This is a genomic window from Streptomyces sp. NPDC016562, assembly GCF_043076955.1.
In the GTDB taxonomy this organism is placed as follows: Bacteria; Actinomycetota; Actinomycetes; order Streptomycetales; family Streptomycetaceae; genus Streptomyces.
The window spans coordinates 234,980-249,463 of the sequence record NZ_JBIBRZ010000009.1 but is presented as its reverse complement, the minus strand read 5'-3'; the positions used below and the strand labels follow the sequence as shown (position 1 = coordinate 249,463).

At 74.0% G+C, this 14,484-nt stretch carries 13 protein-coding genes; 8 read left to right on the top strand and 5 right to left on the bottom strand.

Annotated features, from left to right (window positions below):
• Nucleotides 1-4 precede the first annotated feature (4 nt).
• Nucleotides 5-706, bottom strand: coding sequence for a beta-glucanase (locus tag ACF059_RS30010; RefSeq protein ID WP_392063371.1), 702 nt, complete (start codon nt 704-706; stop codon nt 5-7).
• A gap of 226 nt (nt 707-932) precedes the next feature.
• Here ACF059_RS30010 and ACF059_RS30005 point away from each other — a divergent pair, with 226 nt between their 5' ends.
• Genes ACF059_RS30005 through ACF059_RS29995 form a run of 3 tightly spaced genes read left to right on the top strand, consistent with a single transcriptional unit; the run spans nt 933 to nt 6,115 of the window.
• Nucleotides 933-1,820, top strand: a complete 888-nt coding sequence (locus tag ACF059_RS30005) for a hypothetical protein (RefSeq protein WP_392063175.1) — start codon at nt 933-935, stop codon at nt 1,818-1,820.
• Complete coding sequence (locus tag ACF059_RS30000) at nt 1,820-3,976, top strand: bifunctional serine/threonine-protein kinase/ABC transporter substrate-binding protein (RefSeq protein ID WP_392063172.1); 2,157 nt, start codon at nt 1,820-1,822, stop codon at nt 3,974-3,976. The genes ACF059_RS30005 and ACF059_RS30000 overlap by 1 nt, the downstream gene beginning before the upstream one ends.
• Nucleotides 3,977-3,982: 6 nt before the next feature.
• On the top strand, nt 3,983-6,115 hold the full coding sequence (locus ACF059_RS29995) for a bifunctional serine/threonine-protein kinase/ABC transporter substrate-binding protein (protein WP_392063169.1): 2,133 nt from the start codon (nt 3,983-3,985) through the stop codon (nt 6,113-6,115).
• Nucleotides 6,116-6,163: 48 nt separating this feature from the next.
• On the opposite strand, the gene ACF059_RS29990 is transcribed toward ACF059_RS29995, so the two are convergent.
• Nucleotides 6,164-6,784: an L-threonylcarbamoyladenylate synthase gene (locus ACF059_RS29990; protein WP_392063166.1), complete on the bottom strand. Its 621-nt coding sequence runs from the start codon at nt 6,782-6,784 to the stop codon at nt 6,164-6,166.
• Between the two features lie 274 nt (nt 6,785-7,058).
• Here ACF059_RS29990 and ACF059_RS29985 point away from each other — a divergent pair, with 274 nt between their 5' ends.
• Both ACF059_RS29985 and ACF059_RS29980 read left to right on the top strand, forming a co-directional pair.
• Nucleotides 7,059-9,203, top strand: coding sequence for a SpoIIE family protein phosphatase (locus ACF059_RS29985; RefSeq protein WP_392063163.1), 2,145 nt, complete (start codon nt 7,059-7,061; stop codon nt 9,201-9,203).
• A 70-nt stretch (nt 9,204-9,273) separates the two neighbouring features.
• The gene (locus ACF059_RS29980; RefSeq protein WP_392063160.1) at nt 9,274-9,798 is read left to right on the top strand and encodes a GNAT family N-acetyltransferase; all 525 of its coding nucleotides are present in this window, start codon (nt 9,274-9,276) and stop codon (nt 9,796-9,798) included.
• Between the two features lie 23 nt (nt 9,799-9,821).
• On the opposite strand, the gene ACF059_RS29975 is transcribed toward ACF059_RS29980, so the two are convergent.
• Nucleotides 9,822-10,160 (bottom strand): antibiotic biosynthesis monooxygenase, encoded by a 339-nt coding sequence (locus ACF059_RS29975; RefSeq protein ID WP_366866617.1) that lies wholly within the window; start codon nt 10,158-10,160, stop codon nt 9,822-9,824.
• Between the two features lie 365 nt (nt 10,161-10,525).
• Here ACF059_RS29975 and ACF059_RS29970 point away from each other — a divergent pair, with 365 nt between their 5' ends.
• From ACF059_RS29970 to ACF059_RS29960, 3 genes are all read left to right on the top strand, one after another.
• Nucleotides 10,526-11,716 (top strand): low temperature requirement protein A, encoded by a 1,191-nt coding sequence (locus ACF059_RS29970; protein ID WP_392063157.1) that lies wholly within the window; start codon nt 10,526-10,528, stop codon nt 11,714-11,716.
• A gap of 76 nt (nt 11,717-11,792) precedes the next feature.
• Nucleotides 11,793-12,191, top strand: coding sequence for a DUF4440 domain-containing protein (locus tag ACF059_RS29965; protein ID WP_392063154.1), 399 nt, complete (start codon nt 11,793-11,795; stop codon nt 12,189-12,191).
• Nucleotides 12,192-12,196: 5 nt separating this feature from the next.
• Nucleotides 12,197-13,120, top strand: a complete 924-nt coding sequence (locus ACF059_RS29960) for an aminoglycoside phosphotransferase family protein (RefSeq protein WP_392063151.1) — start codon at nt 12,197-12,199, stop codon at nt 13,118-13,120.
• A gap of 57 nt (nt 13,121-13,177) precedes the next feature.
• Here the strand turns inward: ACF059_RS29960 and ACF059_RS29955 are convergent, their stop codons facing one another.
• Together ACF059_RS29955 and ACF059_RS29950 are read right to left on the bottom strand one after the other, a co-directional pair.
• A complete protein-coding gene (locus ACF059_RS29955; RefSeq protein ID WP_392063148.1) occupies nt 13,178-13,708 on the bottom strand; it encodes a hypothetical protein in 531 nt (176 codons plus the stop codon).
• A gap of 128 nt (nt 13,709-13,836) precedes the next feature.
• Nucleotides 13,837-14,442 (bottom strand): sigma-70 family RNA polymerase sigma factor, encoded by a 606-nt coding sequence (locus tag ACF059_RS29950; protein WP_392063145.1) that lies wholly within the window; start codon nt 14,440-14,442, stop codon nt 13,837-13,839.
• Between the last annotated feature and the right edge of the window lie 42 nt (nt 14,443-14,484).

Below are 14,484 nucleotides of genomic sequence, written 5' to 3'. Positions count from 1 at the left end.
CGGTCTACGGCCGGTGGACGCGCAGGTACGCCACCTCGTACGACATCTCCGACACGTCCGCGTCGGGCGCCGGGTGGTAGCGCCCGGCGCACACGGAGAGGTTGACGATGAGGTACGCCCGCCAGCGGCGGCCGACCCCGCGGCGGTCGGCGAACACCCGCGCGCCGTTGACCCACCACACGACCGAGCGCGTCCCGAATTCGACCTTCAGGTCCACCCAGCCGCCGGGTTCGACGGCCGGGTCCTCGTGGTAGCGCGAGCCGCCCTTGACGTGGTTGGAGAGTTCGAGCAGGTGGGGATTGTCGGGGTGGTACTCGAAGACGTCGATCTCGTTCCCGCCGTCCCGCCAGGTCCAGATCGCGGGCCAGGCCCCGACCTCGGCGGGCAGCCGCACCCGGGACTCCAGCACGTCCCCGGTCCGCACCATGAAGCCCTCGTCGCTGCCCTCCGTGGTCAGCAGGCCCGCGTTCCACTTGCCGTCCGGGCGGCGGACGGCCCGGAAGGTACCGGTGCGGCTGAAGGAGGGGTCCTCCACCAGGTAGTCGAGTTTGTTGTCGCCGGGGTTGGTGGGGCCGCCGTCCGGATAGGCCCAGGAGCGGCCGGCGACCCATTGGGTGGTTGAGGTGAAGTCCGCGGTGAAGACCGGGGCCTGGGCGGTGTGCGTCGGGTGGGGGTCACGCTCCGCGGTGCTGGTGAAGCGCCCCAGCTGCTGGCGGAGCCGCGTGAGAAACAGAGTGAGCAAGTCGCACCTTCCCGTAGAAAACGGACGCACGGGCAGCATGCCCCGCATACACGGCAGCCATACCGGATCGCCGGCTTTCTTCGGAGTCGAACTGCTGGTCGTCGCCCACGGTGTCGACCCGGGTGATTGCCTCAACATCCCTTGGCGATAGGGCAGTTACATCGCCGTACATCGGAGTACGATCCGTGCCGTGGGGGGATCAGTGACATACAGCCGCGGCTTCGCGCTGCGCGCCCGCGGGTGCGTACTGGCGGGCCTGTTCCTGCTGGCCGGGTGCTCGGGCGAGGACGCGACGAAGGCGGCGGGACCCGGCCGCACGCCGGCCGCCGCGCCGTCGCCGTCCGGAACGGCAAGTCCCGGCACGGCAAGTCCCGGCATGGCAAGTCCCGGCATGGCAAGTCCCGGTACGGCAAGCAGCCCGGCCGCCCCCCTGGTGCCCCCGCTGGACGAGTCCAAGCAGCCCAAGACGGTCGCCGAGGCCCGCAGACTGCTCGGCCGCATCGTCATCGGCCAGGAGGCCTTCGGCCCCGAGGTGGTGCGCAGCACCCCGTTCGAGAGCGCTCCCGGACGCTGGCCCGTCCTGGACGAGGCCTGCGTCTGGCAGACCACCGGCCTGCCGGCCGACGTACTCGCCACGAACACCCGGTACTTCCACGTCCCGGCCAAGGACGGCCGCGGCCGCCTGCGGCTCAACGCCACGGTCACCATCCACCACGACCGCCGGGAATCGGGGTGGGAGACCGCCCGCGCCATGGAAGAGGTCCTGCGCTGCCCGGGCCAGAAGCTGCGGGAGGGCGAGGAGCTGAAGAACCTGTGGGGCGGCTCCTTCTACCTCGGGGAGCAGCTGAACGGCTGGACCGAGGACGCCTTCAACGAGACCGGCGAGTACGTCAGCGCCGAGGACGGCGGGCCCTACCGCTACACCTGGTCCCAGGCCCAGTTCGGGCCGGTCACCGTGGCCATCGCCGCGAAGGGCGCCGCCGGCTTCACCGAGGAGGCCATGAACGCGCTCGTCGCCCAGGGCACCAGCCGGATGCTGCTGCAGGCCAAGCAGGAGCTCGGAAAGGCGGCGGGCTGATGGAGCGGCTCCACCCTTCGGACCCCTCCCGGATCGCCGGTTACCGGCTCCTCGGACGCCTCGGCGCCGGCGGCATGGGCGTGGTCTACCTCGGCCGCACCGACGACGGCGCGCTCGCCGCCGTCAAGGTGATCCGCGCGGAGTACGCCGACGAGGCGGACTTCCGCGCACGCTTCCGCCGTGAGGCCGAGATCGCCGCGGAGGTCGACAGCCCCTGGGCCGTACGGATCACCGGCGCCGACCCCGACGCCCCCGAGCCGTGGCTGGCCACCGCCTTCGTCGCCGGCCCGTCCCTCGCCGAGGCCGTCGCGGCCCACGGCCCGCTCCCGCTGCGCGCCGTACGCATCCTCGGCAAAGCCATGGCCAAGGCTCTTGGGGTGATGCACGAGCGGGGCCTTGTCCACCGGGACGTCAAACCGGGGAACGTCCTGCTCGGCATGGACCGCCCCCGGCTCATCGACTTCGGCATCGCCCGCGGCGGTGACCACACCGCCCTGACCTCCGCCGACGCGGTGCTCGGCACCCCCGGCTTCCTCCCGCCCGAGCAGGCCGAGGGCCGCCCCGCGGAACCGGCCGGCGACGTGTTCTCGCTGGGCTGCCTCCTCGCGTACGCCGCCACCGGGCGCCTGCCCTACGGCAGCGGCACCGTCGAGGCGGTGCTCTACCGCACCGTCCACGACGAGCCGGACTTCGGCCCCGAGGTCCTCGCCGACCCCGAACTCGCCGCGCTCCTGCGGACCTGCCTCGCCAAGCACCCCGACATCCGCCCCACCGCGGCCGAGCTGGACGGCGCGCTGACCGAGGACGCGCCGGGCGAGGGCACCGACTGGCTGCCCGACCCGGTCGTCGCCACCATCGCCGAACGCGCGGCCGCGCTGCTCGCCCTGCCGGGCATCGACGAGACCGCCGCCGACCCGGACGCCGCCCCCGCCCCCGGTGCGGCCGCGTCCTCCCGCAGGCGCTTCCTCGCCCTCGCCTCCGGCGGCGCCGTGCTCGCGGCCGGCGGTGGCCTGGCCGCCTGGCTGGCGCTGCGCGGGGACGGGAAGCCCAGGACCCCGGCCGCGTCCGGCGCCCGGCAGTGGGTCATCGGCGTGCACGGCGACCTCTCCGGCCCGCAGCAGGCCGTCGGGCAGGCGCAGGAACGCGGCGTACGCCTCGCCGTCGACGCCTTCAACGCCCGCAAGGACAAGCCCTTCACGCTGGCCGTCGCCACCGCCGACGACGCGGGCAGGGCCGACCGCTCGGCGGCCGCCGCCACCGAACTCATCTCCCAGCGCGACCTGTTCGCCGTGATCGGCCCGACCGGCAACGACTCCGTCATCCCGTGCCTCGAACTGTACGGCGAGGCCTCCGTCCCCCTGGTCAGCGTCTCCGCCCTGGCGACCACCTACAGCGTCACCGACCGGCGCAGCTTCTTCCAGAGCTGCCCGATCACCTCGGCGCAGGCCGCCGCGGTCAACTTCCAACTCGCCGGGAAGCAGGGCGTGCGGCGGCTGGGCATCCTCAGCGACCGCGACGGCGACACGGACAGCTGGCAGACGGCCCAACTGGCCGGCCGCACCCTCGCCTACTTCGCGCCCGAGGCCACCTTCTACGCCCGCGTCGTCCCGCGCGGTACCCAGGACCTGGCCCCGGTGGTCACCGACATCCTCGCGCACGGCGTCGACGGCTTCTTCTACACCGGCGTTCCGGCCGGCGGGGCCAAGGTCGCCGGACTCCTGGCCGCCGCAGGCTTCAAGGGACCGCGGGCGGCCGACTACGGCCTCGCCGGACCGGAGTTCCTCAAGGCCGCCGGCCCGGCCGCCGAAGGCTGGCAGTTCTGCGCGCCGTACACCGGCCCGGAAGCCCCCGAGGTCGCGGAGGTGGCCCGCGCGCACCGGGCGACGTACGGGTCGGACCCCGAGGTCTGGACCGCCGAGGCCTTCGACGCGACCCGGCTGGTCATCGACCGGCTGGTCACCGGCGCGCAGGGCGGCGGCCGCCCCTCCCGGGCCGACCTGCTGACCGCGCTCGCCCAGGGCACCTTCCGCGGCCTGACCAAGGAGTACGCCTTTGACGAGCTCCGGCAGCTCAAGGGCAACTTCTTCTACCTGCACCGGGTGGAGGGCGGCCGCATCCGCTACGCGGGCCCGGCCACCGAGCCCCCGGCCGGATAGCCGCCCGTGCGCCCCCTCACCCGCGCCGATCCTGCCGCGATCGGAGGCAACCGGCTGCTGGGCCGCCTCGGTTCGGGCGGCATGGGCACGGTGTACCTCGCCCGCTCCGCCACGGGCACGCTGGTGGCGGTCAAGGTCATCCGCGCCGACCACGCCGAGAAGCCCGACTTCCGCATCCGCTTCCGACGCGAGGTGGAGGCCGCCGGGCAGCTCGCCGGACGCTGGGTGGTCCCGGTGGTCGCCGCCGACCCGGAGGCGCGCGAGCCCTGGCTGGCCACCCCGTTCGTCCCCGGGCCCTCGCTGGCCGAGGCGGTGGGAGGCTACGGTCCCCTGCCCGCCCGCTCCGTACGGGCGCTGGGGGCGCGGCTCGCCGAAGCACTGGAGCAGGTGCACGCCGCCGGGCTGGTCCACCGCGACGTGAAACCGGGCAACATCCTGCTCGCGCCCGACGGGCCCCGGCTCATCGACTTCGGGATCGCCCGCGCCGAGGGGGCGGCCACGCTGACGTCCGTCGACGCGGTCCTCGGGACCCCGGGATACCTGGCCCCCGAGCAGGCCCGGCTGGGCGTGCCCCCGGCGGGCGCGGCGAGCGACGTGTTCTCCCTCGGCTGCGTCCTCGCCTACGCCGCGACCGGACACGGCCCCTTCGGCGGCGGGCACGCGGCCGCGGTGGTCTACCGTACGGTGCACGACGAGCCCGAACTGGACGGCCTGCCCGGTGAGTTGCTCGACGTGGTGCTGGCCTGCCTGGCCAAGGACCCGGCCGCGCGGCCGACACCGGCGCGGCTGCGCGCCCTGCTGGGAGGCGACGGGCCCGGCGCGGACGCCGAGGACTGGCTGCCGCCCCCGCTGCCCCGGCTCATCGCCGAGCGCTCCACCCGGGCCCTGGACCTGCCCGCCCCCGAGCCCACCCGGATCGACGGGCCGCCCGCCGGCCGGGGTCCGACGCGCAGACGGCTGCTCCTCGCCGCCGCCGGCCTGGTCGCCGTCGGCGTACCGCTCGCCCGGTTCGTCACCGGCGGGAAGGACGGCGCCGCCCCGCCGGCCCACGATCCCGCCACGCTCACCCTTGCGCTGCAAGCCGACCTGACCGGGCCCGGCAAGGTCGCCGGCCAGGCGCACGAGCGCGGCATGAGGCTGGCCGTGGACCAGCACAACCGCCGGAAGGACGCCCCGTTCCGGCTGGCCCTGCGCGTCGCCGACGACGGCGGCGACACCGCGCGCGCCGCGCAGGTGGCCGGGGAACTGCTCGCCGACCCCGCGGTGCTCGCCCTCACCGGTCCCACCACGGACGCCGCCGTGCCCGCGCTGGCTGCCGCCTGCGCCGCGGCGGACCTCGCCCTGCTGCTGGTGTCGGTCGACAGCACCGAGACCGCCCAGTCGCAGTGGCGGACGCTGTGCGCCACCCGCCCGTCGGGGGAGAAGTTCGCCCTCCCCGTGCTCGACTACCTCAGCCGCATCCGGCCCGTCCGCCGCACCGCCCTGGTCGAGGACGTGGAGGGCGGCGAGCCCACCTGGCCGCTCGTGCGCTCCCTCCAGCAGACCCCGCCCTCCATGGGCACCCTCAGCGTCCACCGGATGCCGGCGGGCAGCTCCGACTTCGCCGGCGTCGTACGCGAGCTGACCGGGGCCCGCGCCGAGGCCGTCGTCTACGCGGGCACCTCGCCGCAGCGCGCGGCCCGGCTGGCCCGCGAGCTGACCGCGGCCGGGTTCCAGGGGCCGCGCGTCGCCACCCAGTACGCGATGGAACCGGCCTTCCTCGCGGACGCCGGCCCGTCTGCCGAGGGCTGGGTGTTCAGCGCGCTGTTCACCGACCCGCTGGCCGTACCGGCAGCCGCCGCGTTCGTCGCCGCGCACCGGGCCGCCTACGGGGAGCCGCCCGCCCGCTGGGCCACCGAGGCGTACGACGCGGTGGGTCTGCTGGCCGCGGCGCTGACCGGCCTGGCGGAGGAGGGGCGCGACCGCGCGGCCCTGACCCGCCGGGTCTTCCGTACGGCCCATCAGGGCCTGGCCAAACCGCTGGCCTTCGACACCGGCACCCACGTCCTGACCGGCAACCGCCTCGGCCACCTCTACCGGGCCGAGAGCGGCGCGTACCGGTACCTGGGCCTCCACCCGGACGTGCCCGTGGGAACGTGAGAGCGGCCGGGGCACGGCACTGGAGTGACCGGGGGCGGCTCCGAGCGGCTACTCGAAGCGGCTGGTGTCGCCCGCCCCGCGGCGCACGATCTCGGCCTCGCCGCCGGAGAAGTCGATGACCGTGGTCGGCTCGGTGCCGCAGTCACCCGAGTCCAGCACGGCGTCCACCTCGTGCTCCAGCCGTTCCTTGATCTCCCAGCCCTGGGTCATCGGCTCTGCCTCGTCGGGCAGCAGCAGGGTGGTGGAGAGCAGCGGCTCACCGAGCTCGGCGAGGAGGGCCTGGGTGACGACGTGGTCGGGGATCCGGACACCGACCGTCTTCTTCTTGGGGTGCAGCAGCTGGCGCGGCACCTCCGACGTCGCGGGGAGGATGAAGGTGTAACTGCCCGGCGTCGCCGCCTTGATCGCCCGGAACACCTTGTTGTCGATGTGCACGAACTGACCCAGTTGGGCGAAGTTCTGGCACACCAGGGTGAAGTGGTGACGGTCGTCGAGGTTGCGGATCGACCGGATCCGGCTGAGGCCGTCCCGGTTGCCCAGCTGGCACCCCAGCGCGAAGCAGGAGTCGGTGGGGTACGCGACGAGCGCGCCGGAACGGATGATGTCGGCCACGTTGCCGATGGTGCGACGCTGAGGATTCTCGGGGTGCACATCGAAGTATTTCGCCATCCGCCGAGACTACGGGGTCGGGCGCCCGCCCCGGCCGGAGCGGACCGGCCCGGAGCGGACCGGCCCGGAGCGGACCGGCCCGGAGCGGACCGGCCCGGAGCGGACCGGCCCGGAGCGAACCGGAGCGAACCGGAGCGGCCCGGAGCGCTCCGGACGCTCATGGGCGGGTTCGGAGGGACCATGAGAGAGAGCCGGCCGCCTCGGACCCGTCACAGGGCCCGTGCGGGCGGCCCGGGCCGATGGCGATGCGACAGCGACGGAAGGAGCCTCCTCGATGGGTGCGATCGACGGCGTGGGGGCCGGTGAGGCCTGGCCCGCCTTGGGGCGGCCGCCCGCCGACGCCGAGGTCTCGCCGCCGAGCGGGCTGCTCGACGTCCTGAACGTCGCCGCCGTCGTCCTCGACGCCGAAGGACGCGTGGCCCTGTGGAGCCCGCAGGCCGAGCAGCTGTTCGGCTGGACGGCGCGGGAGGCGCTGGGCCGGCCCGCCGCCGGGCTGCTGGCCGCCAAGGAGCACGTCGGCCTGCTCACGGAGCTGTTCGCGCGGGTCATGGGAGGCGCGGGGGACTGGGCGGGAGCCTTCCCGGTCCGGCACAAGGACGGCTCGACGCGCCTGGTGGAATTCCGCAACATGCGGCTGCTCGACGAGCACGGCCAGCTGTACGCGCTGGGCATCGCCACCGACCGCACCAGGCTGCGGGACCTGGAGCGGGACCTGGCGCTGTCCGCCCGCCTGGTGGCCCAGTCCCCGATCGGCCTCGCCGTCCTGGACACGGACCTGCGGTACGTCCTGGTCAACCCGACGCTGGAACGGATCAACGGGCTGGCGGCCTCCCAGCACATCGGCCGCGGGGTCCGCGAGGCCCTGTCCTTCCTCGACGACGCCGAGGCCGAGGCCGCCGAGTCGGCGATGCGCCAGGTCCTGGCCACCGGTACGCCGCTGCTCGAACAGTTCACGGCCGGCCGCACCCAGCGGGGGGACCGCGCCGAACACGCCTGGTCGGTGTCGTACTACCGGCTGGAGGACGCCACCGGGCGGGTGCTCGGACTGGCCACCTCCGTGGTCGACGTCACCCAGAGTCACCAGGCGGCCATCGAGATCGCCCGCAGCCGCAGGCGCCTCGCCCTGATCGCGGACGCCACCGTCCGCATCGGCACCACCCTCGACCTGGACCAGACCGCCCGGGAGCTCGCCGACGTCGTCGTGCCCGAGCTGGCGGACATCGCCGCCGTGGACATCCTCGACTCGGTCCTCGAAGGCCGCCCGACCCTCCGGTCGTCCTCCCACGAGCCCGCGGTGTTCCGCGCCCTGGCCGTCGCGGCCGCGTTCCCCAGCGAAGCCGTCCGCGCCGCGGACCCCCCGGGCGACATCGCCCGGTACGCCGCGGACCGGCTGGTCACCCAGTGCGCGACCACCGGCCATCCGGTCCTGGTGGCCCACGTGCAGGCCCGGGACATCTCCCGCATCGCCCGCGACAGCACCGCCGCCGACCTCCTCAGCCGCGCCGGCCTGCGCTCGTACCTGGCCGTGCCGCTCATCGCCCGCGGGGAGGTGCTCGGCGCGCTCGACCTCAAACGCACCCGCAACCCGCTGCCCTTCAACGACGACGACATCGTGCTGGCGGGCGAGCTGGCCGCGCGCGCCGCCGTGTGCATCGACAACGCCCGCTGGTACCGCAACGCCCACCACACCGCCCTCGCCCTCCAGCACCACCTCCTCCCGCACCACCCGCCGCCCACGCCCGGCCTGGAGGTCGCCTACCGCTACCGGCCCGCCGCGGCCAGCAGCGAGATCGGCGGCGACTGGTTCGACGCCATCGCCGGGCCCGACGACACCACCGTGCTCGTCGTCGGTGACGTCATGGGCAGCGGCATCAACGCCGCCGCCAGCATGGGACAACTGCGCACCGCGACCCGCACCCTCGCCGAACTCGCCATCGACCCGACCCAGGTCCTCCAGCAGCTGGACCGCACCACCGCCGCCCTGGAGGAGACCATCGCGACGTGCGTCTACGTGGTCCACGACCCGCACCGCGCCCAGTGCCGGGTCGCCGTGGCCGGACACCTGCCGCCCGTCCTGATCCGCCCCGGCCGCACCCCTGAGCTGCTCGACCTGCCCACCGGGGCCCCGCTGGGCGTGGGCGGCATCCCCTTCGAGGCGACCACCGTGAGCATGGAGCCCGGCGACCAGCTGGTCCTGTACACCGACGGCCTGGTCGAGACCCGTGACCAGCCCATCGACGAACGGCTCGCCCTGCTGCTGGACCTGCTCGCCGACACCGGACGCCCGCTGGAGGAGACCTGCGACCGGCTCCTGGACTCCCTGCGCCGCCCCGACGACCACGACGACGTCGCGCTGGTCATCGCCCGCGCGACGGCCCTGCCGGAGGCGACGGCCGAGGGCGGTCCGCCTCGGGGATGACCCGGTGCGCGGGGGTCCCGCCCGGGGACGAGCCGGAGGGTTCGATGATCGGACTGTTAGGGTCCGAGGTATGCCCGAGCTCATCGCACCCACGTCCCGCCTGCACGGCTCCTGGCTGGGCGCGCAGGAGGAATGGGGCGCCGACGCCCCCATGGACGGCGCCGGGCTCGGCTCCGAGGACGACGTCGACAGTCCGGAGGGCTTCGCGGCCTGGGTGGAGCGACTGCACGGCTACGGGGACCGCACGCTGCCGGTCGAACACGGCCGGGTCCACGCGACGTACTGGTGGATCGCCGAGGGCGACACCTACCTCGGCGCCATCGACCTGCGGCACTACCTGAACGGCTTTCTCCTCGACGCGGGCGGCCACATCGGCTACAGCGTCCGGCCCTCGGCCCGCCGCCGCGGCCTCGCCACCTGGGCCCTCGCGGCCGCCCTCCACGAGGCGCGCCTGCTGGGCATGGACCGGGTCCTGCTGACCTGCGACCCCGGCAACGAACCGTCGGTCCGCACGATCGAGCGCAACGGCGGAGTCCTGGAGGACGTCCGCGAGACCCTCATCGGTCCCAAACGGCGCTACTGGATCGACCTCTGACCCGACGGCTCCACGGGGAAGCCCTACGGCCGCGGACTCCAGGCCAGCTTGGCCGCCAGGACGTCCACCGGGAGGATCTCGGGCGCCGCGGCCAGCAGGTGCGGGGCCTGCTCCAGCAGGGCGGCCGCGATCTTGCCCCGGAGGTGCGCGGTGCGGTCCTCCTCGTTGCCGAAGACGTCGAAGATGCCGAAGGTCGTCGGCCCGAGCCGCAGGGCGAACCACGCGGTGGTGAACTCCTCCTCCTGGGCCAGCGCGAGCGCTCCGGTGAGCAGCTCCTCGACGGCCTTGGCGTGCTCCGGCTTGGCTTCGAGCCGAATGTGCAGGCCGAGCCGGGCGGAATCGGGGCTCGGGTCGTTGACCATGGTGGTTCTCCTTCGTCGGGGCGCGGCCGCGCCGTTCGATGTGATCAAGGTATGGCCCACCGGACGACACCCACCAGTGCCAGGCCCGCCGCTTCCTTATACGTTTCCGACATGACGAGCACGTTACGCCGTGCCCCTGCCGGGAGCCGCAGCGCGCCGCCCACCGCCCCGCGCTGACACCAGCCGTTTCCGGTGCGGGCTCGCGGGCTCGCGGTGTCGTGTCGTAACGCTCCGGTGTGGTGGTGGGGGGCCGATAGTGGGGCTGTGAACGACTGGTCGCAGGGATCCCAGCAGGCAGGCGGTGGCCGGGGCGGCGCCGCCTCGTGCGGACGGGCGGGGGCGCAGGCGTGCGCCGCGGGGGAGGCATGAGTACGCAGGTCACACCGGCGGTGCCCGGCGGCGAGCGGGAGGGCCGGCACGCCGGCTGGCTGGAACTGTTCTTCGACCTCGTCTTCGTCGCGTTCGCCTCGCAGCTCTCCCACTCGCTGCACGGCGACCCCGGGCTGCGTGACTTCGCCGTCTTCCTGGCCCTGTACTTCCCGCCCTGGTGGATGTGGATCAACCTCACGGTCTCCGCGAACCTCTTCCCGGCCGACAGCGCGCGCCGCCGCCTGCTCATGCTGGCGGCCATGCTCTGCCTGGCCGTCATGGCCGCCGCCGTGCCGCAGGCCGACAGCGACGGCGCCCGCGCGGCGGCCTACGCGCTGGGCTACGGGGGAACCCGGCTCGTGCTGCTCGGGCTGTGGTGGCCCGCAACCCGCTTCCCGGACCCCCTGCGCGTCCCGCGCTGGCGGCCGCTCAGCTACTGCCTGTTCTCCGCCGTGCTCTGGGCCGGATCGGCGGCCGTGCCCACACCGTGGCGCTACGCCGTCTGGGCCGCGCTGCTCGCCGCCGAGATGGTGCTGCTGCTGAGCGCCCGGGGCCGCGGGATCCCCGGCCGGCTGCACACCGGTCATCTGGTCGAGCGCGTCGGGCTGTTCGTCATCATCGTGCTCGGCGAGTCGGTGATCGCGCTGGTGACCTCGACCGACCACGCGTGGACGGCGCGCGCCGGGGTGGTGGCCGCGCTGGGCTTCGTCCTGCTCGCCGCGCTGTGGTGGTCGTACTTCGACTTCGGCGCGACCTCCGCGGAGCTGATGCTCGGTTCCGCCGCGGGGAACCGGGCCTACCTGCTGGCCCGCGACGTGGCCGGCTTCCTGCACTTCTTCGTCACCGCCGCCGTCATCTGCATGGCCGCCGGGCTGGCCACCGCCGTGGAGGAGGCCGGCCACGCGCATCTCCCGCCGGGCGCCGTCTGGGCGCTCGCCGGCGGGCTCGCCCTCTACCACGCGGCCCACGCCGGCATCGCGCTGCGCTTCGGCCGGCCCCTGGGCAGCGTCGCACTGTGGGCCGTACCCGGCATCGCCGTGCCGCTGCTCGTCGTGCTCGGCACCGACCACCTCGCCCCCTGGCTGGTGGTCCTGATCCTCGCCGCCGAGGCCATCGTCCACCTGCTGTACGCCACGGCGGTCGCCCGGCGCCGACGCGGGGATGCAGCCGCAGGCCGCCTCGGGTGAGCGCATGCTCGTACCGCAGCCCCGTACCGGTTGGGCCGCCAAGGGCCCTCTTCCACGCGGGTGTTACTGTCGCGCCATGTCCAAGGTCGAGATCGATGCGCTGACCGCCGAGTTCTTCGGCGCCTTCGACAACCGGGGCGGCGCGAGCGCCGACGTGGCCCGGATCCGTCGGCTGATGGTCCCGGGTGGGGTGATCGTCAAGACCGGCCCGGAGTTCACCGTCTACACGGTCGACGAGTTCATCGCGCCGCGCGAGCTGCTGCTGGCCGGCGGCCGGCTGACCGACTTCTGCGAGTGGGAGACCTCCGAACGGACCGAGATCGCGGGCGACGTCGCCTCGCGGTTCGGCGAGTACCGCAAGTCCGGGATCCTGGACGGGGAGCCCTTCGAAGGGGTCGGCACCAAGACCATCCAGTTCGTCCGCACGCCGGAGGGCTGGCGGATCGCGGCCTTCGCCTGGCACGACCGGGTGTGACCGACGTGACCGACGTGACCGACGTGACCGACCGGCGGCCCGGGCCCGCCGCTCAGCGCCCACCCGTCGACGAGGACCTCGTACGCCGCCTGATCGCAGGGCAGTTCCCCCAGTGGGCCGAGCTGCCGGTCACGCGCATCGCGTCCGGCGGCACGGTCAACGGCATGTACCGGCTGGGCGACGACATGGTCGTACGGCTGCCGCTCGTCAAGGGTGGCGTCTCGGACGTGGCGATGGAGCAGGAGTGGCTGCCGCGGCTGGCGTCCCGGCTGCCCACGGCGATCCCCGAGGTGCTCGGCGCCGGGGAGCCGGGTGAGGGGTATCCGTGGCCGTGGTCGGTCTACCGGTGGCTGGCGGGGGAGAACCCGCAGGCGGGGGCGTTGCGTGAACCTGCACTGCTGGCCGGTGAGTTGGCCGGGTTCGTGACGGCCATGCGCGGCGTCACCCTGCCAGGGGCGCCCCGGGCCCATCGCGGCGGGCCGCTCGCCTCCCTCGACGAAGCCACCCGGGCGGCGATCACGGAGCTGCGCGGGATCCCACAGGAGGGCGTGGACTGCGACGCCGTGGCCGCCGTGTGGGAGGACGCGCTGCGCGCCCCGGCCTGGGAGGGGCTGCCGGTGTGGCTTCACGCCGACCTGATGCCGGGCAACCTCCTGGTGGACGGCGGCCGGCTGACCGCGGTCATCGATTTCGGCTGCACGGGGCTGGGCGATCCGGCCTGTGACCTGTTCCCGGCCTGGAACCTGCTGCCGGCCGGTGCCAGGGAGGTCTTCCGCGAGCGGCTGGGCGTGGACGACGCGACCTGGGCGCGCGGCCGCGGCCGGACGCTCTCGCAGGCGCTGATCGCGCTGCCGTACTACCGCGGCACGAACGAGGCGATGGCGCGCAACGCCCGGCACGTGATCCGGGCGGTGCTGGAAGAGCGGTGAGGCCGTGGTCCGGTGGGGGCGCCGGTGGCGCCCCCACCGTCGTGGGCGCGTCAGCGGTCAGGAGCTGGCCGCCGCGGTGCAGGCCGAGCTGCCCCCGCAGAAGGTGACGTCCCAGTGACTGCTCTCCCGGGCGTAGACGTTGCCCGCGGCGGACCGGTAACGGGCCGCCCCGTCACTGCGGTTGGCGATCCGCGTGAAGCTGTTGGTGACGTAGCCGCTGATACACGTGGTCGGGCTGAAGTCGATCTTGTAGCCGTTCCAGTGGCTGTAGGTGCCGGAGGCGTGTCCCACCTCGGTGCCGCCCGTGATCGTCAGGGCGCAGCCGCTCGCCCGGCGCAGGGTGATGGTGTCGTTGATGCTGGCGGCGTTGACCTGCTCCAGGGAGGTGCACGTACTCACGTACCGGTTGCTGCACCCGCCGCTCGAGTACAGGCTGATCCCGCCGGCCGCGTTCAGCTGGCTGACGGCCGTCGCGTGACTGAGCTTCACCGGGGCGGCGTGGACGGTCCCGGGCGTCACGAGGGCGACGAGAGCGGCGGTGGCGCCGACGAGGCTGGTGGCGAGGGTGGCGCGGACACGGCTTCGCATAGGCTCTTCCCCTTGGTCGAATCGGCGTGGTGCGCGTGACACCGCCTTCAGCGCGATGTCGCCACCGATGATGGACGGGGCGATCCGCCGCCGGAAGGGGAAGGGCACGCCTGGCCGGAAGGGACCGCCTACCCGCCGTCCCTGAGGACGTCGCGCTGGATCTGGTGGGCGAGGGCTCGGCGTACGGAGGCGGGCGCCGCCGCCGTGGTGCTCGCCTTCGGGGGGACGTCGAGGCCGCGGCTGATCTCGTCGTAGGCGTGCCGGTACAGGTCGGGCATCTCGGCCCGGTGGATCCTCAGGTCCTCTTCGAGCAGGCGCCGCAGCTCGTCGACGCTCCGGGGCGTGAAGCGCGTGCGCCCCCGGGCGAGGGCATGGACGCTGCGGGCGCAGCGGGCACCGTCGAAGGCATCGGCGACCTCCTCCGCGAGGGCCCAGAGGCGGCCTTCGAGCCAGGGCGCGTCGTACTGGTCGAGGGAGAGCGCCGGCGCGGGGAGCGGGTCCTCGCTGCGGTACTTCGTGACCTGCTTCGACACGGCGGGCTGGCTCATGTCGGCGATCCGGGCGATCTTTTCCTGGGTCCAGCCGAAGCCGACGAACATCCTGATCATCTCGGAGCGCAGCCGGCGCATCTCCTCGCCCGCTCGGATGACCTCGTTCATGTCGGCGAGCATCCGCTCGGCCTGCTGCTCGGTCAGCGTGCCGGACCGGGGGTGCGCGCGCTCTTCGCCTGCCATGACTCGGTTATACACCAGCCGGGACCGTGCGGCATAACCTGG